Annotated in this window: 13 protein-coding genes and 1 pseudogene; 9 read left to right on the top strand and 5 right to left on the bottom strand. The window is 47.6% G+C overall.

The window, feature by feature from the left end; genetic code table 11:
• The first annotated feature begins 178 nt into the window (after positions 1–178).
• A complete protein-coding gene (locus tag LPW36_RS12125) occupies positions 179–1,285 on the top strand; it encodes a VENN motif pre-toxin domain-containing protein (protein WP_230609947.1) in 1,107 nt (368 codons plus the stop codon).
• Between the two features lie 106 nt (positions 1,286–1,391).
• Here the strand turns inward: LPW36_RS12125 and LPW36_RS12120 are convergent, their stop codons facing one another.
• Both LPW36_RS12120 and LPW36_RS12115 read right to left on the bottom strand, forming a co-directional pair.
• Positions 1,392–1,937, bottom strand: coding sequence for a GNAT family N-acetyltransferase (locus LPW36_RS12120; RefSeq protein ID WP_230609945.1), 546 nt, complete (start codon positions 1,935–1,937; stop codon positions 1,392–1,394).
• 24 nt (positions 1,938–1,961) lie between these two features.
• The gene (locus tag LPW36_RS12115) at positions 1,962–3,413 is read right to left on the bottom strand and encodes an MFS transporter (protein ID WP_230609943.1); all 1,452 of its coding nucleotides are present in this window, start codon (positions 3,411–3,413) and stop codon (positions 1,962–1,964) included.
• Positions 3,414–3,595: 182 nt separating this feature from the next.
• On the opposite strand from LPW36_RS12115, the gene LPW36_RS12110 reads away from it, so the two are divergent.
• Complete coding sequence (locus LPW36_RS12110; RefSeq protein ID WP_230609941.1) at positions 3,596–5,281, top strand: molecular chaperone HscC; 1,686 nt, start codon at positions 3,596–3,598, stop codon at positions 5,279–5,281.
• 219 nt (positions 5,282–5,500) lie between these two features.
• Here the strand turns inward: LPW36_RS12110 and LPW36_RS12105 are convergent.
• The 3 genes and pseudogenes from LPW36_RS12105 to LPW36_RS12095 all read right to left on the bottom strand — a co-directional run bounded on the left by LPW36_RS12105 (position 5,501) and on the right by LPW36_RS12095 (position 10,052).
• Positions 5,501–6,579, bottom strand: a pseudogene (locus tag LPW36_RS12105) (tartrate dehydrogenase).
• Positions 6,580–6,630: 51 nt separating this feature from the next.
• Positions 6,631–9,342 (bottom strand): DnaJ domain-containing protein, encoded by a 2,712-nt coding sequence (locus LPW36_RS12100; protein WP_230609939.1) that lies wholly within the window; start codon positions 9,340–9,342, stop codon positions 6,631–6,633.
• On the bottom strand, positions 9,339–10,052 hold the full coding sequence (locus LPW36_RS12095) for a DUF1266 domain-containing protein (protein ID WP_230609937.1): 714 nt from the start codon (positions 10,050–10,052) through the stop codon (positions 9,339–9,341). The genes LPW36_RS12100 and LPW36_RS12095 overlap by 4 nt, the downstream gene beginning before the upstream one ends.
• A gap of 284 nt (positions 10,053–10,336) precedes the next feature.
• Here LPW36_RS12095 and LPW36_RS12090 point away from each other — a divergent pair, with 284 nt between their 5' ends.
• The 7 genes from LPW36_RS12090 to ygjK all read left to right on the top strand — a co-directional run bounded on the left by LPW36_RS12090 (position 10,337) and on the right by ygjK (position 21,731).
• The gene (locus LPW36_RS12090) at positions 10,337–11,575 is read left to right on the top strand and encodes an MFS transporter (protein ID WP_338085986.1); all 1,239 of its coding nucleotides are present in this window, start codon (positions 10,337–10,339) and stop codon (positions 11,573–11,575) included.
• Between the two features lie 105 nt (positions 11,576–11,680).
• Positions 11,681–12,670, top strand: coding sequence for a transcriptional regulator EbgR (gene ebgR / locus LPW36_RS12085; protein ID WP_230609935.1), 990 nt, complete (start codon positions 11,681–11,683; stop codon positions 12,668–12,670).
• A gap of 353 nt (positions 12,671–13,023) precedes the next feature.
• The gene (ebgA, locus tag LPW36_RS12080) at positions 13,024–16,131 is read left to right on the top strand and encodes a beta-galactosidase subunit alpha (protein ID WP_230609933.1); all 3,108 of its coding nucleotides are present in this window, start codon (positions 13,024–13,026) and stop codon (positions 16,129–16,131) included.
• Entirely contained in the window at positions 16,128–16,580 is a 453-nt protein-coding gene (locus tag LPW36_RS12075) for a beta-galactosidase subunit beta (protein ID WP_230609931.1), read from the top strand. The genes ebgA and LPW36_RS12075 overlap by 4 nt, the downstream gene beginning before the upstream one ends.
• A gap of 64 nt (positions 16,581–16,644) precedes the next feature.
• On the top strand, positions 16,645–18,084 hold the full coding sequence (locus LPW36_RS12070; protein ID WP_230609929.1) for an amino acid permease: 1,440 nt from the start codon (positions 16,645–16,647) through the stop codon (positions 18,082–18,084).
• Positions 18,085–18,243: 159 nt separating this feature from the next.
• Complete coding sequence (ygjJ, locus tag LPW36_RS12065) at positions 18,244–19,320, top strand: protein YgjJ (RefSeq protein ID WP_230609927.1); 1,077 nt, start codon at positions 18,244–18,246, stop codon at positions 19,318–19,320.
• Between the two features lie 26 nt (positions 19,321–19,346).
• Positions 19,347–21,731 carry an alpha-glucosidase gene (gene ygjK / locus LPW36_RS12060; protein WP_268991665.1) on the top strand — a complete coding sequence of 795 codons (2,385 nt, stop codon included), beginning with the start codon at positions 19,347–19,349 and terminating at the stop codon, positions 21,729–21,731.
• The last annotated feature ends 339 nt before the right edge of the window (positions 21,732–22,070 follow it).

Raw genomic sequence — 22,070 nt, 5'->3', positions numbered from 1 at the left:
GAAAAACTTCTGACATACTTGGTAAACAGGCATAGAGGTGATCTCATTGAATTGATAGCACAATCAGTAGATCACAAAACTCTATGCCTGTCTTTTTTTACCTGCTCATTACTGGGGATTCCTCAGGACCTATGCGGTTATCTATCAGGCTGCTTATGACAAGTTCTACGAAAAGGAAATGGAAACCTACGGCACCGGCAGCAACGTTGGCCGGGCGATACAGGCGGCTGGCGCGGCGCTGACTGTCGCGATGGGCGGCGGTAGTGCGGGGAATGCGGCTGCTGCGGCTTCGGCACCGTTCCTGGCGCTGGAAGTGAAAAAACTTACAGAAGGCCCAGATACAAAAGATAAAGTTATCAATGCTATTGCGCATGCTATTGTTGGCGGTGTCGTGGCACAGGCGAGTGGCAATAGCGCGGCTTCCGGGGCTATTGGTGCAGCCAGTGGTGAGCTGATAGCTCATATTATTATCAAGGATTTGTACGATGGTAAAAAACCGGAACAGCTGACGGAAGCGGAACGCCAGACGGTTATTACGCTGTCGATGATAGCGGCGGGTGCGGTTGGTGGTGTGGTTGGAGATAGTACTGAATCAACTGCAACAGCGGCCGGAGCTGGATATAACGCCGCGGCGAATAACGCGACTGCTATTATAAAAGAAGTGATAAAATTCGGGGGCAAAGCTTGTGTCTCGAATGCAGTTTGCCGGACAGAGCTGGTTAAAGTCAGTGCAGAATTATTGATAAAAGCAGGAGTTACCGCAGAGGTAGCCAACCAGATATCGAATAATATGTCTGAGGGGCAGATAGATGCACTATCTTCCTTACTGACGGGCGATGCGGTAGGGGCTACGAAATATCTGTCTCAGATAGCTGCTGAATATGTGATGGATGTGGATGGAAATAAAGGTTGGACAACAATCCTGCCAATACCAGAGCAAGACCCTAATGGTGGTAAGCTGGTTAATCCAATTACCGATCAGCAGGGTGGGACGGCGTTAGTTAATCCGGATCAGAGTGGTCAGTGGGGGGCGAGCAATACAGGGAATCAGGAAGGTGTACCTGATGTTGGAGGAAATACTACAGTAACACCAATTGCTGATGGGCCAAGTAAGGACGATCTGGCTTATTTGAGCGATAATTTTCAAAGTGGTTCAGGTAGAGGGAGTGCTATTCCGGTACCTGAACCAGTAGAAGCTATCAATGGATTAATTTATCAATCAAATGGTAAGCATACCCCTGTAAGTATCCCAAATAATAGACCCATTCACTTTTTGAGATCCTGAATTGGTTTTTATCTATTAACCGTCTCAACGTGCTGATTTAGTCATGATTAATAGATAAATCAGGCGTAAAGTTTTTGATTCATTCAGAGATCCCGAGTGATGCAATTTATAGTGTTGCCGCCAGGCGATACAGACAGTGTTTTCGCAGCGGATGACCTTCAGCGAGTGCCGGATGATCAAAATAGTCTGGTGATAGCGTCATTCCCACTCTTTCCATTACCGCTCTGGAACGCTGATTCGCGATAGTGGTAAAGGCAACAATTTCTGGCAGTTCAAGCTGTTCAAAGGCCACTTGCAGCGCGCGTTTGGCGGCCTCGGTCGCGTAGCCTTTTCCCCAAAAATTTTTTGCCAGCCGCCAGCCAATTTCCACACAGGGAGAAAAAGGAAGTTCATAAGCCGGAATATGCAGGCCAACATAACCAATAAATTGACCGGTGGCTTTTAATTCAATCGCCCATAAACCCCATCCACGTTCAGCAATCAGCGACTGACAGCGGTCAGCCATGGCATCGCTGGTCATTTTGTCCAGAGTGGAAGGGAAGAATTCCATCACTTCCGGGTCAGCATTAAGCGCAGCGAAAGGTGCACGATCTTCAGGGCACCACTGCCGCAACCGCAGGCGTTCGGTTTCAGGTTCAATCAGTTTAGGCATCGGGTGTTTCTGTTTAATAGTTATCTATACCAGAGTGTAGGCCTTTTCCAACCCGTCATCTTTGTCATCCTTATCGGGTTTATCTTCCGGTTCATGATGTTCACGAATGATAATCACCGGAGGCTCGATATCCTCACTGGCAGCAGCGGTTGTCTCTGTAGCTTCGCTGTCTGAGTTGTCCGTATCGCCAGCCTCTTGCGAAATAATGATGTCTGGCGCGGGCATGCTCTCCTGAATCATCTGTTCATCAAAGCTGGGGTTAAGGGCCGGAGAGAGCGGAGAACTCATCAGGCTGTCCGGCATGGCGATATGTGGCAATGGTGCATCTTCCACGAAATGTATTTCCTGCTTTTTCGCCATACGGCTGAGTAGTACCAGCACCAGACTACACAGGGCAAAGAAAGCATACAGAATATTGCCCCCCAGCGGCTGCATCAGGGCACCAACAATCAGTGGGCCGATACTGGCACCTACGCCAAATGACATCAGTAAACAGGCCGCCAGCGAAACCCGGCGCTCTGATTCAATCAGATCGTTGGCCAGCGCGACCACCAGAGGATAGAGGGTAAATTGCAGCATGCCTACAACAAACCCGATGCCCAGCAACAGTGCAAAAGAGATATGGGTTAGTATGGCTAGTGGTAATGTGGCTAATGCCAGCGACAGGGCGATAATGCGTAATAAAACCAGCCGGTTATAGCGGTCAGAGAGCCAGCTAAACGGCAATTGGGCAATCAGTCCGGCACAAATGGAGATCGCCATAAACATCCCGGTCTGTTCAGTGGACAGGGATTGCAGGCTGGTATAAACCGGTGCCAGACCGTAAAAGGAGCCAACCACCATGCCGATCACCACAATAGAGGCCAGTACTTTAGGAATCGAGCCAATAAAATAACGCAGCTCCATGGGAGCAGGTGAAATCTGCTGTACGTGACTACGGGTGGTCAGGGCAATGGGAACCAGACACAGCGAGAAGCAGAGGGCGATAATCAGCAGAGTTTGAATACCTAAATCCGGTTGCAGGATTAAAACAATCTGCCCCAGAGCGGTTCCCAGATAGGAGGCCGCCATATAAAAACCAAATACTACCCCTCGTTGATTCGGTTCCGCCTGATCGTTAAACCAACTTTCCAGCACCATATACTGACACATCAGACACAGGCCGATAATCAGCCTCAGGGCAACCCACAGGGTCAGAATTTCGGTAATACCGTGCATCAATACCGCTGCGGTAATAATCCCGGCACAGGCTACATAGGTTCGGATATGCCCTACCCGAATAATTAACGAGTAGCCGACCTTGCCCCCAATCACCAGACCAATGTAGTTTGCGGCAATGATTGCCCCAATAAAGGCGCCGCTAACGCTGGTTGATGCTAACCGCAGGGAGATATAAGTGGTCAGCAGCCCGGAACCCAGCAGCATGATCATGGTAGTGGTATACAGGGGGAAAAATACGCCAAGGGCTTTTCTCACGGATCCTCCGGTGGAGTTTTTAACCAACGTCCCGATGGTAACAAAATATACCCGTAAGAAATAGTGACAGGAGGTTTTAGTCTCTGCTCTGCCTGAATAACATAAAGCGTTCTCAGACGTTTGATTGATCGCTTTTCCCCCGATATGATGCAGCACTGAAGAATTGGAACGAGGTAGTGGTCATGAACGGAGAGCAGGCATCTGTACCGGCAATCGGTATTGATTTAGGGACAACCAATAGTCTTATTAGCGTTTGGCAAGATGGTAAAGCCCATCTTATTCCAAATGCGTTGGGGGAATACCTGACCCCTTCCGCCATCAGTGTTGATGAGGATGATTCTATCCTGATTGGCCGGGCGGCATTGTCTCGCCTGACAACTCATCCGACTAAAACCGCCTCACTGTTTAAACGCTATATGGGCAGCAATCGTCAGTACAAACTGGGTGATAAAACTTTTACTGCTCCCGAGCTTTCCGCGCTGGTATTAAAGTCCCTTAAGGCCGATGCTGAGGCCTGGCTAGGCCAGTCGATTACCGATGTGGTGATCTCCATTCCCGCCTATTTTAGTGATGAGCAGCGTAAACAAACGCGTTTTGCCGCCGAACTGGCCGGGCTTAATGCGGTTCGTTTGATCAATGAACCCACTGCTGCCGCCATGGCTTATGGTCTGCATACCCAGGAGTTCGGGCGAACGCTGGTGTTTGATCTGGGGGGGGGAACTTTTGACGTTACGGTACTGGAATATGCGTTGCCGCTGATTGAGGTCCACTCTTCTGCTGGTGATAACTATCTGGGTGGTGGGGATTTTACTCATGCATTGGTAAAAGCCTGCCTGAAAGAGTGGAAGCTGGATGAAAGCACCATTACCCCAGAAGCGATGGCGCGCCTTAATGACAGCGCTGAAGAGATCAAGTGTGGCCTGAATAATCAGGAAAGCGTACTAAGCTGGAACTGGCAGGATAAGGATTGGAGCTATCGCCTCGACGATCAGCAGGCTGAAAAATTGTGGTTACCGCTGATGAACCGCCTTCGGGCACCAATAGAGCAGGCGCTGAGTGATGCCCGCTTACAGCCAGGCCAATTGGATAATCTGGTATTGGTGGGCGGCGCCTCCCGCATGAGCGTTATCCAGCGCATGGTCGTGCGGCTGTTTGGCAAAATGCCCCATCAGCATCTGGATCCCAGCACGATTGTAGCGTTAGGTGCAGCAGTACAGGCCGCCTGCCGTCTGCGCAATGAAGACATTGATGAAGTTATCCTGACGGATGTTTGCCCTTACACATTGGGCATTGCCACCAGTAACGATAAAACGTCCGGTATATTTTCACCGATTATTGAACGTAATACCGTGGTGCCAACCTCCCGGGTTGAAACCTTCTATACCAATCACCCGGAGCAAAAATTCATTCGGGTGGCGGTTTATCAGGGGGAAAGCCCACGGGTAGATAACAATATTCTGGTGGAGTCGTTTGAAGTTCCGGTAGAACCTAATGGCCGCATCCAATCTTTGGATATTCGCTTTAGCTACGACATCAACGGGTTGCTGGAAGTGGATGTTAACATGCTGGAAACCGGCAGCAGCTACTCCAAAGTCATCGATCATAGCCCCATAGGACTGAGTGAAAGCCAAAAGCAGGCCAGCCATGACCGACTTAAAGCGTTAAAAATTCACCCGCGAGACGCCATCCCAAACCGCGCACTACTGGCCCGTCTGGAACGCGCCTGGTCTCAATCTCTTGGTGAACAACGTATGCAAATTGGTATCTGGCTACAAGAGTTCGACCAAACTCTGGCCGAACACAAAGAAGAACTGATAACTCAGGTACGGGAAAGACTAATCGACTATCTGAATTCGATGAAGCTGTAATGTAAGGTGTTTCATAACTGCCCCAGGCGGACCAGACACCGTTGATAAATGCCTGCTGTTTAAACAACGTTGGATCGTTACGTTTCATCAGATTGACCTCCGGAAATGGTTTTTCAGGGTGGTCTTTAAGGATAGACCATCAGGTATGGGCAATTCGTGATGGGTTATCGACATTCAAATAAACACTGAATGCCGATAACAACGAATAATATGATTTAACTACAGTAATTCAGCGATAGCTTTGCCGACTTCCTGTGTTGAGGCATTGCCGCCCATATCGCGAGTTTTTGGTCCCTGAGCGATAACCTGTTCAATTGCCTGCAAAATACCATCATGGGCCTGTTGATAACGGCTGCCTCCTTCGCCGAGGAAACTGAGCATCATGGCTCCGGTCCAGATCATGGCAATTGGGTTAGCAATATTCTGACCATAAATGTCCGGCGCGGAGCCATGTACCGGTTCAAACATCGACGGGAAGTTACGCTCCGGATTGATATTGGCAGATGGAGCAATACCAATGGTACCGGCACAGGCCGGACCAAGGTCTGACAGAATATCGCCAAACAGGTTAGAGGCTACCACTACATCAAAATGTTCAGGATTAAGCACGAAGCGGGCACAAAGAATATCAATATGCTGTTTGTCCCAGGCGATTTGTGGATAGTTTTTTGCCATTAAAGCCAGGCGCTCATCCCAGTAGGGCATGCTGATCGCCATACCGTTGGATTTAGTGGCAGAGGTCAGTTTTTTACGTGGACGAGTCAGGGCTAATTCAAAAGCATATTTCAGGATACGGTCAACGCCGTGGCGGGAGAAAATTGACTCCTGTACCACAAACTCTCTGTCAGTGCCTTCAAACATACGGCCACCGAGGGAGGAGTACTCCCCTTCGGTATTTTCCCTCACCACATAAAAATCGATATCGCCGGGTTTTTTATTGGCCAGTGGACAAGGAACTCCCGGAAACAGACGTACCGGACGCAGGTTAACATACTGGTCAAATTCGCGGCGAAACTTAAGCAGTGAACCCCACAGGGAGATATGGTCAGGCACTTTATCCGGCCAGCCAACGGCACCAAAATAGATGGCATCAAACGACTGGAGCTGTTTAAACCAGTCTCCGGCATCATGCAGCCGTGTTCGAGATAGTAATCACAGCTGGCCCAGTCAAAGGTATGGAACTCAAGATTGAGATCCCAACGCCGGGCGGCGGCTTCCAGCACGCGAACCCCTTCTGGTAATACTTCTTTGCCGATACCGTCGCCGGGAATGGCGGCAATTCTGTAAGTCTTATTCATCAGGGGCCTCGCTTGTGTGACTAAATTAACTCAGTGGGCATCTTGTGCATTTTATGGCTGATTAAACCATCCGTTAGCAGGTGGTCCGGCTTTATTGGCAAAAGGAACGCCCGGAGCCAGCAGCAGGTAGATAATGCTTAAGGTCATACTGACAGGAAAAACGGCAGATACCACTACCATGATGATAACTGCGGTACTACTCAGGTTCAGGTCATTTGCTCGTCTGATCATGGCGCCAAGGCTGCTAACCAGTAGCAATGCCACTAAGACAATAGGCCCTACTGCGCTATTGGATACTTTGATCATAAGGACGCCGATGATAGAACTGAACAGAGTACTCAATAGCAGTTGAGCGGCAAACCCGGTGCGATTCAGGCGGGAGTTAAAACGCCAGAACTCCCAGAATTTACTGGGCTGTTGGCTCTTCTGCACTGGATTTTTGGCCCGATAGTGGGATTCCTGCAGTAATAATTTAGCCACCAGACGTAACGTAATGTCTTCATTGGGATTTAGCTGGCAATCCAGCAGAACTTTCTGGGATTTTTCCGAAATAACGCGATGGGGATTGCGGTACATATTTAGCGTTTCGCTAATTAACTCTTTTAATCGGGGGTTACGTACCTCATTGATTTGGGCATAAGGCGTTGTGTTAAGCAACGCGTTTCTGAGTGCTTCTTCCGCCGCATTATCAAGTTTCATCTCTTCGATTAGCGTGGTAAAACGCTTCTCCCGACTATTGATACCAAACCAGGCGCAGGCAGTATAGAACACCAATTGATTGATATTTGAGGATTTCTCAATGCATCCCCGCCATTCCAGACTGCTGATATAAAAATGGTCAATAGAATAGGAACGGGTAGTCTGCTGATTCTCCAGATAGTTTTCCGGCGTAATTGGCAGTCGGGTCCATGAGTGGTGTTGAAGAATATGGCTGAGTGTGAGCTTATCCCGATACTGGGTGACGATATCACCCCGCTGTGGATCCAGGTCGTTTATTAACGGGCAGAATTCATACAGCGGATGCTGCTCTTCCGGAGTGATGTTTTTTGCCTGTATCAACATCGATAATGATTCTGCCGGTCTTTCCAATAACAGAACCAGTGCATAGCACTGTCGGCACCATTGCCAGTAATCTTGATTATTATCGGGTTTTGGCAGTGACACGCTGTTATTCAGGGCAATAAAACTGATCCAGTCAGTAACCGTTTCCAGATTGTTGCCAAAGGTTTCGCTATTGGCTAAACGTTCTAACTGTTCATTGGCCATCCAGCGCCGTTGTAGCAGCCAGTGCAGACACTGTAAATGCGCTTCAGAATCGCGCTGTGCCAGTTCTGCCGGTAACGCTTCCGGTTGAGCCGCATACAGCCAATGGGTAAAGGCTCGAATAACCGTGGATGTTTTCAGCCAGTCTAAACGTTGTTGAGCCTGTAGTTTGAATCGACTCAGAATCAGGTCGTCTAACGGATCGCCACTTTCCGGTTCATCAATTATTTGCTGTAGCAGGGTCTCATTTCCCAATCGCAACATACTGGCATGGCGGTAGAGGTGTACGACCGGATCGCTGCCATCATCCAGAATCAGATGACGGGCCATGGTAAGTGGCGTCTCTTTATGCAGTCGCCAGTTAGTGAAATCCTGAGCTATCAGTGGCATTGGGCTCTGTAGTACTTCACCCCAGCGCAATAAGGTTTTGGTGGTTTGGGTTGGCGTAATATAACGCTGTTCCGGCGCGTCAATGGCTACGCCATCGGCCGGAAGATATTGCGCATTATCTAAGGCCTGAATCAGCAGTGGGGTACGCTCAGGTGCATGGTTAACGCACCAGGTTAGCAGCCAGGCTTCTGCGGTGGCGTGACGTTCAGCCTGATACAAACGGATCCAAAACGGCAGCGCTTTTTCATCATGACCGGACATGGAACATTGAGAGGCATATAAATAGAGCCAGTCGCTGTTATCCGGCTCTTCGCTTAGCCGTTGCAGGCAATAGTCGTTGAGATGTTCAGAACCTATTCCCGCCAGCGTGTACCAACGGCAGCGTAGCTCCATGATCTCCGGGGACTCAGGCCAGTAGATAACCATCGGTTGCAGCAGATATTCTCGCAGCATCCAGGCCGGTCTTTCCCAAAACAGGAAATTGATCGAGTTGATATGCTCTACGCTGGCATTTTGTGCCGCCAGCGGCAGGCCAGTAAGCAGCGTCATATCAAAGATATCGCCTTTGGCAATATAGTCGAGGTAGTCGTCCAGATGCTCGACGCTTTCCCCTTTCAGTTCGGTGATCCGCTGTTTCCAGCGCATACGTTCTGCCAAAATTTGAACGCAGTTTCTGGATACATAGCTGGTGTTATATAGCACCATCAACAACTGCCAGCGCAACTGATCGGTGACTTCGATGGAGTAACGGTCAATTTTCTGAATGTAATAATGCCATGCATCCGGCTGATAGCGCTGGTGAGCGTCATCCAACAGCATTTTGAGATCGGCAATTAACCGATCGATGACCGGTTGTTCCGGATGCGGTTCCGGCTCTTCTGGTTCCGCGTCCGGCAGGGGCCGGGTTGGTGCGTCGTTCAGGGCTGAGACCGGGGCAAAGTCTGGCTGAATACCCTTTTTGGCCTGTTCATAAGCCTGACGCAGGTTTTGGAAGCCTTGTGGATCGCTCTCCGGATGATATTCAGGTAATTTTTTACGGTAAGCGTTACGGATGATTTCCTGATCGCTCGTGGGTTCAATGCCTAGTATTTCCCAACAGCTTAGACTCATGACCAGTCAACCTCCTGTAGCGACTGAGGCTTTTCCATCTCCAGACCTGCCGGATCCATCTCCCAGATAAGATGCTGATAAGGGCTATTGGGTTCAGTAAACAGATTTTGGGAAATCGCCATATTCGAATCGAGTGAACCTTTACTGTTCAGGGCGTAGCATTTGAGTTCAGGTCGTTCTTCGCTGATGGATAGCCAGAAGGTTCTGCCAATCAGAAAGCCGGAGGCGTACTCTTGCCAACTGGTGTAGTAGTGGCGGGCGCGCTGGGCGATACGACAGTGAAACCACAGGCTCTCTTGTTCGGTAATCCACTGGTTTAACACGCCAATACGGCATAGAAAGCCCATTCGACACAGGTCCCAGGCGCGAATGCCGCCCGAGCCGCACATGAGTGCGGTATCGGCTACAAACTCCAGTAACACCTGACGCGACTCTTCCTGATGGGCAGAATAATCGCGCCAACGATTTGGTGTTAGCTGGTGCCATAGATAGTAAGGATAGGAGAGTTCATCGGCATGTCCGTGGTCGATCATGCGGGTAACGGTATCGAATAATGTTTCTCTGGAGTCGATGTCCCAGCTCTCTTTTAAATCCAGAGAGGAATCGTCAGGATAGAAGTCTGGTGCGGTGTAAGATGCCCCGTATTCAATGTTTAGCGCGACCATCGGGGCCGACAGAGCGTATAGCCAGTGTTGATATTGTTGGTCCATCAATAAGCTCAACGGGATAAAAAATCATTATTCAGGATACTACTACAGAAAGAAATCGCCTTCAAAGATGGAAAAATGTGTTGTGAGACACTTCATATACTGCTATCACTTTCTTCCTGGAAAAACTGCAACTACACATTGTGATATGTCAAAAGGGATATCCGGAGGTGTGCCTTTGTTTATCAATCAGCGGATTGAGACAAATTGTTCTATGCTTCATCCGCTCTGATATTTTCTGCCTGTTATAACAGGCGCTGAAATTCTACGTTATGAGGATAACTCTGGTGTCACAAGCTACGACTTTACAAAAGACGCTGGTTCAAAAAAAGGTGTCTAAGCATAAGCTGTTGACGATTGCCGGCCTGGGCTGGATGTTTGATGCTTTGGACGTTGGGCTGTTGTCGTTTTTATTGGCAGCGCTGAAACAAGACTGGGGACTAACGGCCCAACAAATGGGCTGGATTGGCAGTATTAACTCTATCGGCATGGCGGTAGGGGCATTTGTATTTGGCGTTATGGCAGATCGTACCGGACGCAAATCGGCGTTTATTGTCACTTTACTGTTGTTTAGCGTTGGTAGTGGATTAACCGCGCTGGTATCAACACTGGCCGCTTTGCTGGTGCTGCGCTTTATCATTGGTATGGGTCTGGGTGGAGAACTGCCAGTTGCCTCAACGTTGGTCTCTGAGAGTGTTGAATCACATGAACGCGGGCGCATAGTGGTATTGCTGGAAAGTTTTTGGGCGTTTGGCTGGCTGGCGGCGGCGTTGATCGCTTACTTTATCATTCCCAGTTACGGCTGGCGTGTGGCGATGTTAATCAGTGCACTACCGGCATTCTATGCGATTTATCTGCGCTGGAACCTGCCGGATTCACCGCGCTTTAAACGGGCAGAAACCAGAGAGGCAACACCTTCAATTATCAGCAATATCACTGCCGTCTGGTCCAGCGACTATCGTAAAGCAACGCTGATGCTGTGGATCCTGTGGTTCTGCGTAGTGTTTTCCTATTATGGAATGTTCCTGTGGCTGCCAAGCGTGGTGATGTTGAAGGGCTTTAGTCTGGTGAAAAGCTTCCAGTACGTACTGATCATGACGTTGGCTCAACTTCCGGGGTACTTTACCTCCGCATGGTTGATTGAGCGCTATGGACGTAAGTTTGTGCTGGCGACCTATCTGACAGGAACGGCTATTTCGGCCTATTTATTTGGCGCATCCGATACTGTTGCTCAACTGTTGATTTTTGGCATGCTGTTGTCGTTTTTCAATTTGGGTGCCTGGGGGGCGCTATATGCCTATACCCCGGAGCAATATCCAACGGCGATCCGCGGAACGGGGGCCGGAATGGCAGCTTCGATTGGTCGGATTGGCGGTATTTTAGGGCCGCTGATGGTAGGTTATCTGGTCGCAATGAATAGCTCGATTACGCTGATTTTTAGTCTGTTTTGTGCATCCATTATGGTGGCGGTGGTAGCCGTTATCTGGTTGGGGAAAGAGACTAAACAGATGGATTTGATACCTTAACCAATAACCTGCCGGGATCCGGCAGGTTGTAACACAGTAGTGGTGTACATCTTGTGGTGTTAACATTAGTCTAATGGGATTTAGTAAACTTTTAGTTGAGAATTTATGGCGACTCTGAAGGAAATTGCTCTGGCAGCAAATGTATCGGTAGCGACAGTTTCACGCGTACTTAATGACGATCCCGGTTTGAGTGTAAAAGAAGGTACGCGACAGAAGATACTGGAAGCGGCTGAACGATTGGAATATAAACTCAGTGCTTCCCGGCGGCACTATGGGCAACGTCTTACCTTTCTGGCTTTGTATTCCTATCCTCAGGTGTTGGAACTCAACGATCCCTACTATTTGTCTATTCGCTATGGTATTGAAACTCAGTGTGAAAAATTAGATATTACGCTGATCTCTCATTATGATTCCGATTTCTCGCGTGAATTCCCTGCTGTTAATGGCGTTTTGGTTATTGGAAAACCTCAGCCAGAACATTTGGCGATGGTGACTAAAATTTCACCCAATATTATTTTTATTGATGGAATTACGGACGATTTGCACCACGACTGTATCAGCGTTGATTTGGCAAAAATCAGTAAAAATATTATTGATTACTTTATTGCCCATGGTTACGCCCGCATTGGTTTTATTGGTGGACGTGATGACATCAGCCAGGCCGATCAACGAGAACAAGCCTTTTTAGATTATGGAATATCTAAAGGGGTCGTGATGGAGCAAGATGTTTACTATGGTGATTTTACCAGTCAGTCTGGTTACCAACTGGCAACGCGCATGATAAGCAGCCATGAGGGGTATCCTGAAGCACTGTTTATTGCCACTGACTCTATTGCTATTGGTGTACTACGAGCGCTGCATGAAAATAACATTTCAGTGCCGGGACAAGTTGCACTAATCAGCGTTAATGATATTCCTACCGCTCAATTTACCCATCCGCCTCTTTCTACCGTGCGTATTCATACTGAAATTATGGGGTGCCAGAGTGTGAATATACTGGCTCAACGCATTCGCGATGAACGTACTATTCCACTGAGTGTCATTATTCCCAGTATTCTCCTGTGTCGGGGTACGACTTGCGATGCCAGGGCGTGATGGTGAGGATAAACGGATAGAGTATCGTTGAAAGGCAATTTTTACTAAAATTTTTCGCTGTCATTAAACGCCATTATCTTCATGATTATATAGAGATTAACCTCTTCTATTTTCTTTCTTTACTATTATATTGGGCGCCTGTCAGGCGCCCTTATGCTGTTTGCCGTACCACGATGATTACCCTCTCCGAATAAATTCTGTTGTTCTGTTAAATTTAATTAGCTGATTATATTAATTATTTAAAATATTTCGTGACCGGTAAAACATTTAGTAAATAATTTAGTTAATTTTTACTTTGGCTCTCTTTATAGTTCTTCCGTCTTAATCAATGTGATGAGTTAACGGAGGATAAGGTGAAGAATTGGGAAAATATTCAGCGACAGTCTGAAAACCGAATGCCTGCCAGAGCCAGCTTCTATAGTTATTTGACCCCAGAGCTTGCCCATACTTTTGACCGTTCTCTCAGCAGTGGATTTCAACTGCTGAACGGGCGCTGGACGTTTCATTTTTTTGAGCACCCGGACTTAGTTCCTCCCGAATTTTACCAACAACCTATGGCCGACTGGGGAGATATCTCCGTTCCGGGAATGTGGCAAATGGAAGGACATGGTCAACTGCAATACACCGATGAAGGATATCCTTTTCCTATTGATGTTCCTTTTGTACCAACCAATAACCCAACGGGCGCGTATCAGCGGCATTTTAGGCTGGATGAAATCTGGCTGGATCGACAAGTTATCCTTAAATTTGACGGTGTAGAAACCTATTTTGAAGTTTATGTTAACGGCCAGTACGTTGGGTTCAGTAAAGGCAGTCGGCTGGCGGCGGAATTTGATATTTCAGCTTACGTACATCAGGGCGAAAATTTGCTTTGTGTGCGCGTTATGCAGTGGGCGGACTCAACCTATATTGAAGATCAGGATATGTGGTGGAGCGCGGGTATCTTTCGCGACGTATATCTGATGGTACGTGAACAGGTTCAGGTACAGGATCTGTTTATTAAAACGGTGTTTGATGAGCATTACAGAGATGCCTCGCTGAACATTGAAATTCTGTTGCACAATGATACTAAACAGCCTGTTGCTGGTTATGGTTTACGGGCGGAACTTTTTGACGCGGAACGGCTAATCGCAAGTCAATCACTCACGCTGACGGACATGGCGATTCAACAGCGCCCGCGTTTCTCAATACCGATAAACCAGCCAAACCAGTGGAATGCTGAAAATCCCTATCTTTATCAATTACTCATTTCACTTTATGACCAAAGCGGTACGCTGCTGTCGGTTATTCCTCAGCGGGTAGGATTTCGTGATATTTGCGTGCGTGACGGTTTGTTTTATGTCAATGGCCGCTATTTGAAACTGCATGGCGTTAACCGCCATGATAACGATCACCTTAAAGGGCGTGCGGTGGATATCAATCGGATTGAAAAGGATCTGGTTTTGATGAAACAGCACAATATTAACTCGGTGCGAACGGCACACTACCCTAACGATCCCCGTTTCTACGAGCTGTGCGATATTTATGGCTTGTTCGTTATGGCAGAAACCGACCTGGAGAGCCATGGATTTGCAAACGTAGGGGATTTGAGCCGGATTACGGACGATCCCCTTTGGGAACAGGCCTATGTTGAACGTATTGAACGTCACGTTCAGGCCCAGAAGAATCATCCGTCAATAATTATTTGGTCGTTGGGAAATGAATCAGGCTATGGCTGTAATATTCGAGCCATGTATCAACGCTGCAAGCAGTTGGATGATACTCGCTTGGTGCATTATGAAGAAGACCGTGATGCTGAATGCGTTGATGTTATTAGCACCATGTATTCACGCGTTTCATTAATGAATGCTTTTGGTGAATATCCTAACGTTAAGCCGCGTATTCTTTGTGAGTATGCCCATGCTATGGGAAATGGGCCCGGTGGCCTATCTGAATATCAGCAGGTTTTTGATCGTTATCCATCGATTCAGGGCCACTATATTTGGGAGTGGTGTGACCACGGTATTCTGGCCCATGATGAACAGGGGCGTGAATGCTACCAGTATGGCGGTGATTACGGCGACTATCCAAATAATGGCAATTTTTGCATGGATGGTCTGATTTATCCGGATCAACGGCCTGGGCCTGGTTTACGTGAATATAAGCAGGTGCTGTGTCCGGTAAAAGTGCATGGTGAACAGATTGATAAGGGTCTGATTCGTATCAAGAATGCCTATTGGTTTAGCACGTTGTCCGATATTACTTTAGGAATTAACATTCAGGCAGACGGAAAAATTATCAGCCGACAAAGTATAAGACTTCCCGCAATCCAGCCCGGAGAAGAGCAAGATATTCATGTTGCTCTGATGGCCGCCGATGGGCGAGAAACCTTTGTTAATGTCATCGTTTATAAAGAGAGTAAAACAGGTTACAGCGAGCGCCTGCATCAACTGGGGCAGTATCAGTTAGCCCTCCATCCTGCAAAACCTAAGCCGATACCGGGCAGTCAACCCGCAATGGCGCTGCGATGCGTTGAAGAGCGACTATCACTGGAGATTGAGGGAAAGGATTTTGCTTTAAGTTTCTGTCGGTTAAGTGGCGAACTTCAGTCGTGGCGAGTCAATGGCGTTGAGATAGTCGCCACCGCCCCGCGGATAAATTTCTTTAAACCGTTAATCGATAACCATAAGCAAGAGAATGAGAGCCTGTGGCAACCTAATCATCTGGCTATCATGCAGCAACATTTTCGTACAATGGCGTGGTCATGGCAAAATGACAATATCGTTATTAAAGTCAGTACGTTAATTGCACCGCCGGTATTTGATTTTGGTATGCGCTGCCAGTATTGCTGGCAGATATCACCATCAGGACAGGTAACGGTCACGCTATCGGGCTCTCCTTATGGTTCTTACCATGACATTGTCCCCAAAATTGGGCTGGATTTTGGTATCAACCGTCGGTTTGATTGGGTGGAATATTATGGGCGGGGACCCGGTGAAAACTATCAGGATAGCTGTGCCAGCAATTTGATTGGTCATTATTGTCAGCGGGCCAGCGAGCTGTTTGAACACTACCCTTTCCCTCAGGATAATGGAAATCATCAGGATATCCGTTGGCTGGCGCTCTCCGATGGAGAAGGCCACGGCATTTTTATTCAGCCTGCTCAACCCATCAATTTTAGCCTGTGGCCGTACAGTCAGCAGATGTTGCATCAGGCTAAACATATCAACGAGCTGGAAGAGAGCGGCTATCTCACGTTGAATCTCGATCACCAAATTTTGGGCTTAGGCTCCAATTCATGGGGCTCCGAAGTGCTGGATACCTACCGGGTCTATTTTTGCGATTTTAGCTATAGCTTCACTTTGGTGCCTTTCCCATCACAACAGGCTAAAGCCAGTGAACTGGCTCGTTACTGTTATCAACCACCGAAAACGCAAGGTCCATCGCTACCGGTTTCAACACTGGAAGGAGTTGAACAATGATTGTTTTGCATGATTTAGCGTTGTTTAAACAACTTTACCACCAGGGGAGAAAATGGCAGCGCTGCATTGAGGCAATTAATCATGTGCCCAATATTCAGCCGGATATTTTTTACTCTATCGGTGATTCTCTGATTTATCGGTTACAGGAAGGAGGCAATGTCTCCGGCTCTGAATTTATCGGTTACCGCCGCTACCTGAACGTGCATTACTACCTGGAGGGGGGAGAGAAAGTCGAAATAGCCGATAAACAGCGGCTACAGCAAGTTAAGGCCTATGACAATTGTACAGATCGGGAATATCTCATCGGGAAAGGCAGCATTGTAGAGCTTAAACAGGGAGAGGTGGCGATCTTTGAAAACCACGAAGCCTGTCGGTTACTGGGCCCATTGGCCGCCAAAAAGCTGATATTACAGGTTACTGTCGAAGGTGGTTATTTTAAGAATAAATAAGTATTCGATGGAGGGCGAATCGCCCTCTGTTTCTACACTACTTAACTCCTTTGTGGAGGATGCTATGTCTGCTACCCCAAGAGCCACAATCGGTCGTTTTATTTTGTTATCGATGACGATTGCTGCTGTATTTAGTTTTCGTAACGTGATTAATAATAATATTGAAATTGGTTTGGTTTCGGCCCCCGCTTTTCTCGTTGCGACAATGTTCTACTTTGTTCCTTTTGTTTTTATTATCGCTGAGTTTGTTAGCCTGAATAAAAATGCGGAATCTGGTGTATATCAATGGATTAAAACATCATTAGGCGAACGGTGGGCATTTATAGGTGCCTACTGCTACTGGTTTGTTAACCTGTTCTATTTCACCTCTCTGCTACCGAATATTTTGGTGTATGCCTCTTACACCTTCTTTGGTTATGAATATGTTTTTACTCCTCTGACGGTTGCCGTACTCTCGATTATCATTTTCACCTTTTCTACCTGGGTATCCACCAAGGGGGCTAACTGGATAGGCAGTGTGACCAGTATTGGCAGTACGCTGATGCTACTGATGTCTTTTGCGTTTATCTTTTTCAGCGTAGTGGCGCTGTTGGATGGCGTAGAACCGGCAACAGAAATCAATGCCGCCAGTCTGACCCCAAATTTTGGTTGGGCATTTATGGGTACCATGGCCTGGATCTTTTTTTCTGCGGGAGGGGCCGAATCAATTGGTGTTTACATCAACGATCTAAAAGGTGGTTCGCGCGCCTTTGTACGCACTATCGTTCTTGCCGGATTACTTATCGGTGGGCTTTACTCCGTGGGCTCGCTATTGGCTAACGTATTTTTACCCTCCAGCGATCTAACTTATACCTCGGGGGTGTTTCAGGTTATGGGGGCGCTTGGGAATTATTTTGGTCTGAACACCAAAATTCTTAACCATATCATTGGATTGGTAATGCTCTCCGCTGCGTTAGGCGGATTGATGATCTGGACTTCTGCCCCGGTAAAAGTGTTTTTCTCTGAGATCCCTGCGGGTATTTTTGGCGAGAAAACCGTAGCGCTTAATAAATATGGCGTCCCTGTACGTGCTGCGTGGATACAGTTTTTTATTGTGGTTCCACTGTTGATTATTCCTGCACTCAGTTCCGGCAATATCAATCAACTGCTGAATATTGTTATCAATATGACGGCTGCAACCTCGTTATTACCACCACTCATGATTATGACGGCCTATTTTGCACTGCGTTTAAAACACGATCATTTGCCGCGTGATTTTCGCATGGGGTCGCGTCTGACCGGATTGACTATTGCCGCTATTTTGTTGGTGATATTCACAATTTCCTTCATTGCTGCAACATTCCCGTCGGGTCAAAGCCTGTGGCTGGCTCTGGCCTATAACGTGGGCGGCGTGGTGCTATTTCTGGGCTGGGCCTTCTGGAAGTATCAGCGTTATGAAAAGCGGCTGGCTCAAAATAGGGCTGTGGAGATAGGTGAACTCGACGAGGCCGCTTCATCTTCATAAACCTTCTGAAAACATGTTGCACCACATTGTCAGACTTCTCTGTTAGCGGTTAATCCGGGAGAGGGAAGTCTGTCGATATTATCAATCTACTATGGCGAGATAACGCTCATCAAAGGCGATGGGTGAGTTTGACGCTGGTAAATACACTGGAAGTATAAAATGAGATTGTTATTAACAAAGAAAGTGTTATGCGCTTGTCTGCTATTCACTGCCTGTAGCGCACTGGCAGAAAATTCACCACCGGCTGGGGAAGATCCGATCGAACATAAAACAATTTCGCCACCTGATATTTCATCATCAGCATCGTCAATTCGGTTTTATGGTGAGATGGGTTTTGGTGGTAGCGTTGCTCTTGAAGGAAAAGATAAGCACCTCTATAGCGATGGCACCTATATCGAAGGTGGACTGGAAATGAAGTACGACCACTGGTTTGGTTTGCTTTATGGCGAAGGCTGGCCGGTTCAGGCGGATAAACAGGGGAATGCCTGGGCGGCAGACCACCGTTGGCGAGGTTTTGAAGGTGGGATAAACCGCTTGTATGGCGGATATCGCACCGATGCAAAAACCGAGATGATAATGAGTGCTCGTAATGACTCGTCCCTTGACGACCTGCAATGGTGGGGCGATTTTACACCCGAGTATGGTTACGTTATTCCCAATACGCGCGATTTGACCTATTCCCTGAAAGTACAAAATCTACAGGGCGCATTGCGCTATAGCATTACGGCGGCACCGAAAAGCACGATGGATGAAAGCGAAGCCTGGCTGGACTTCGGTAAGTATGACTTTTATGCCGATAAATATACTTACCCGGCGATGGTCAATGGTTATATCCAATATGATATTCAGGAAGGGCTTACATTGCTTAATGGCCTGGAGCTGACGGATGGAACCGGGCAGCTTTATTTGCTGGGTTTGCAGGGCAAAAATCTGGCAGGGCGGGTGTGGCGCCATACGGGGAAGGGCAATGGACATGACTCCGGTTCTGAAACAGGTTTTATGGCCAGTGCTGTGTACGAAGTGGTTAAAGACGTTTCACTTTCTACCGCCTACAGCTATGCGAAACATCAGTTAGATCAGGCTCCGGATAATACCACCTCTTATATGCAGTTTGGCGTTTGGTATGAGTATGGCGGAGGGGCATTTGCGACAGCGTTAGACAGTAAGTTCTATATGAATAATGACACGACGGGTGCTAACAATTCCGTATTTCTTATGCAGTATTTTTACTGGTAACCGGCATGAAGCAAGGATTGTATAAAATGATCATAAGTAAAAAAACAGCATCGATCGTGACGGGAACTCTTGCTGCACTGGCAATGACGATAGGTCAGGCTAATAGCACGCAATCGAGTGATGACGCACTACGAGCACTGTCGTTTAAAAATGTGATTAACCGTACTGGCTCGCCGGACTATATGCGGGACTATGACTTTGATGAACACCAACGTTTTAACCCAATGTTTGATTTAGGCGCATGGCACGGGCATTTGTTACCGGATAGTCAGGATGGCACGGGCGGTTTTCCCGGTCCGGCTTTGCTCACTGAAGAATATATCAATTTTATGGCGGATAACTTTGACCGACTCAGCATCTATAAAAACGGAAAAAGGGTTGCCTTCACTTCACAGGCATATAGCATTCCTGGCGCGCTGGTTCAGGAGTTAACCGCTCCGGATATTAGGGTAAAAATGACTTTACGTTTTGCTACCGCGCGCACCTCGTTACTTGAAACCCGCATTACTACCAGCGAGCCACTTGAGTTAGTTTGGGACGGTGAATTGCTGGAGAAATATTATGCCAAAGAGCAAAAGCCGCAGTCAGAGAAAACCATCAATCAGGCTTTTCCTGACTACCAAAGGAAGCTGGTTGCTACTGATGATGGCGTAAAGGTCTTGTTTGGCAAAGTGCGTTCCACCTGGGAGCTTCTCACCTCTGGAAGTTCAGAATATCAGGTACATAAATCTCTGCCGGTACAGACGCAGGTTGAGGGACTTCGGTTTGTCTCAAAAGCAAAGATTGATAACTCTGTCACTCTCTATACCACCTATTCGCATTTGCTAAACGCGGCGGAAGTTGCGCAAGAGCAGCCCAAAATAGCGGATATTTTCCATCAGCCACAAAAATATATGCAGGCTTCAATACGGCGTTGGGAAGGCTATCTGGAAAAAGGATTAACAAATCAACATGCTACACCGGAACAGGAACGAGTAGCGGTAAAAGCGATAGAAACGCTAAACGGTAACTGGCGCAATGCCGCAGGGGTCATGAAGTTTGATTCAGTAACACCTTCTGTGACCGGCCGCTGGTTTTCCGGTAACCAAACCTGGCCGTGGGATACCTGGAAACAGGCTTACGCGATGGCCCACTTTAATCCTGATGTTGCAAAAGATAATATTCGGGCGGTTTTTTCCTTCCAGATTCAGCCTGACGATCCGCTACGTCCCTGGGATGCGGGTTTTGTTCCCGATTTGATAGCCTATAACCTCAGTCCTGAGCGCGGTGGTGACGGAGGTAACTGGAATGAGCGTAACACCAAGCCAAGTCTGGCGGCCTGGGCCGTTATGGAGGTTTACAAACAGACCGGTGAAAAAAACTGGCTGGAAGAAATGTATCCTAAACTGGTTGCTTATCATGACTGGTGGCTGCGTAATCGCGACCATAATGGTAATGGCGTGCCGGAATATGGCGCCACTCGCGATAAGGCACATAATACAGACGCGGGTGAGATGTTATTTACCGTTAAACGCGGTGATAAGGAGCAAACATTATCCGGCCTTGGCAACTATGACAAACTGATTCGCAGTGGAAAATATGACAGCATAGAAATTCCGGCTCAGGTAGCGGCATCATGGGAATCGGGTCGTGATGATGCCGCTGTCTTTGGTTTTATTGACAAACCGCAGTTGGCGAAATACGTCAAACAAGGGGGAAAACGCGAGGATTGGGTAGTTAAGTTTGCTCAAAACCGTACTAAAGAGAATGTGCTATTGGGATATTCTTTATTACAGGAGTCGGTGGATCAGGCCAGTTATATGTACAGCGATAACCATTATCTGGCTGAAATAGCAGATATTTTAGGTAAGCGCGAGCAGGCGGCGGCTTTCCGGAGCGAAGCGAAAAAACTGGCTGACTATATCAATACCTGCATGTTCGATGCAGCAAGCGGGTTCTATTACGATATTCGTATCGAAGATAAGCCTCTGCCTGATGGTTGTGCCGGTAAACCGATTGTGGAACGCGGAAGAGGGCCTGAAGGTTGGTCTCCGCTGTTTAATGGTGTTGCTACTCAACAGCATGCCGACGCAGTTGTGAAAGTCATGACCGATGCAAAAGAGTTTAATACTTATGTCCCCTTGGGCACAGCTTCCCTGACCAATCCGGCATTTGGCCCGGATATCTACTGGCGCGGGCGAGTATGGGTCGATCAATTTTATTTTGGCTTGAAAGGGATGGAGCGGTATGGCTATCGGAAAGAAGCGGTTGCGATGGCGCAGACTTTTTTTGCTCACGCCGATGGTCTGGTAACCGATGGACCTATCAGGGAAAACTATAATCCACTAACCGGAATGCAGCAGGGCGCACCTAACTTTTCGTGGAGTGCAGCTCATCTCTATATGTTATATAACGATTTTTTCACCCGATAATAGCATCACCGCCAGCGCATTTGCGCTGGCGGTTGTAGTCAGTTAAATGGCTGCATGGAGGATTAGATACAACAATAAGAAAAAGAGTAATTAAGAGCAGCGATTATTTTTCCTACCACTATTTCTTCATTTTGATGATGTTCCGACACCGGTTTGGGAGCATGTTGGACGAATCGCGATATGAACTTTGACCTATTAACTTCCAATCTCAACAAAATGTAAAAGGGTACTTTGATTTGTACTCTGCCCGTCTGGCGCCTTGCTGATAGTAAAAAACGATGGTTTTCAGGTTGCCAATATCTCTGATTCGTTATTCATAAATTTCTTTGCCCAAGCGAA

This window comes from Limnobaculum eriocheiris (assembly GCF_021010575.1).
Lineage (GTDB): Bacteria > Pseudomonadota > Gammaproteobacteria > Enterobacterales > Enterobacteriaceae > Limnobaculum > Limnobaculum eriocheiris.
The sequence above is the reverse complement of the archived record's forward strand: the minus strand, read 5'-3'. Positions and strand labels throughout refer to the sequence as shown.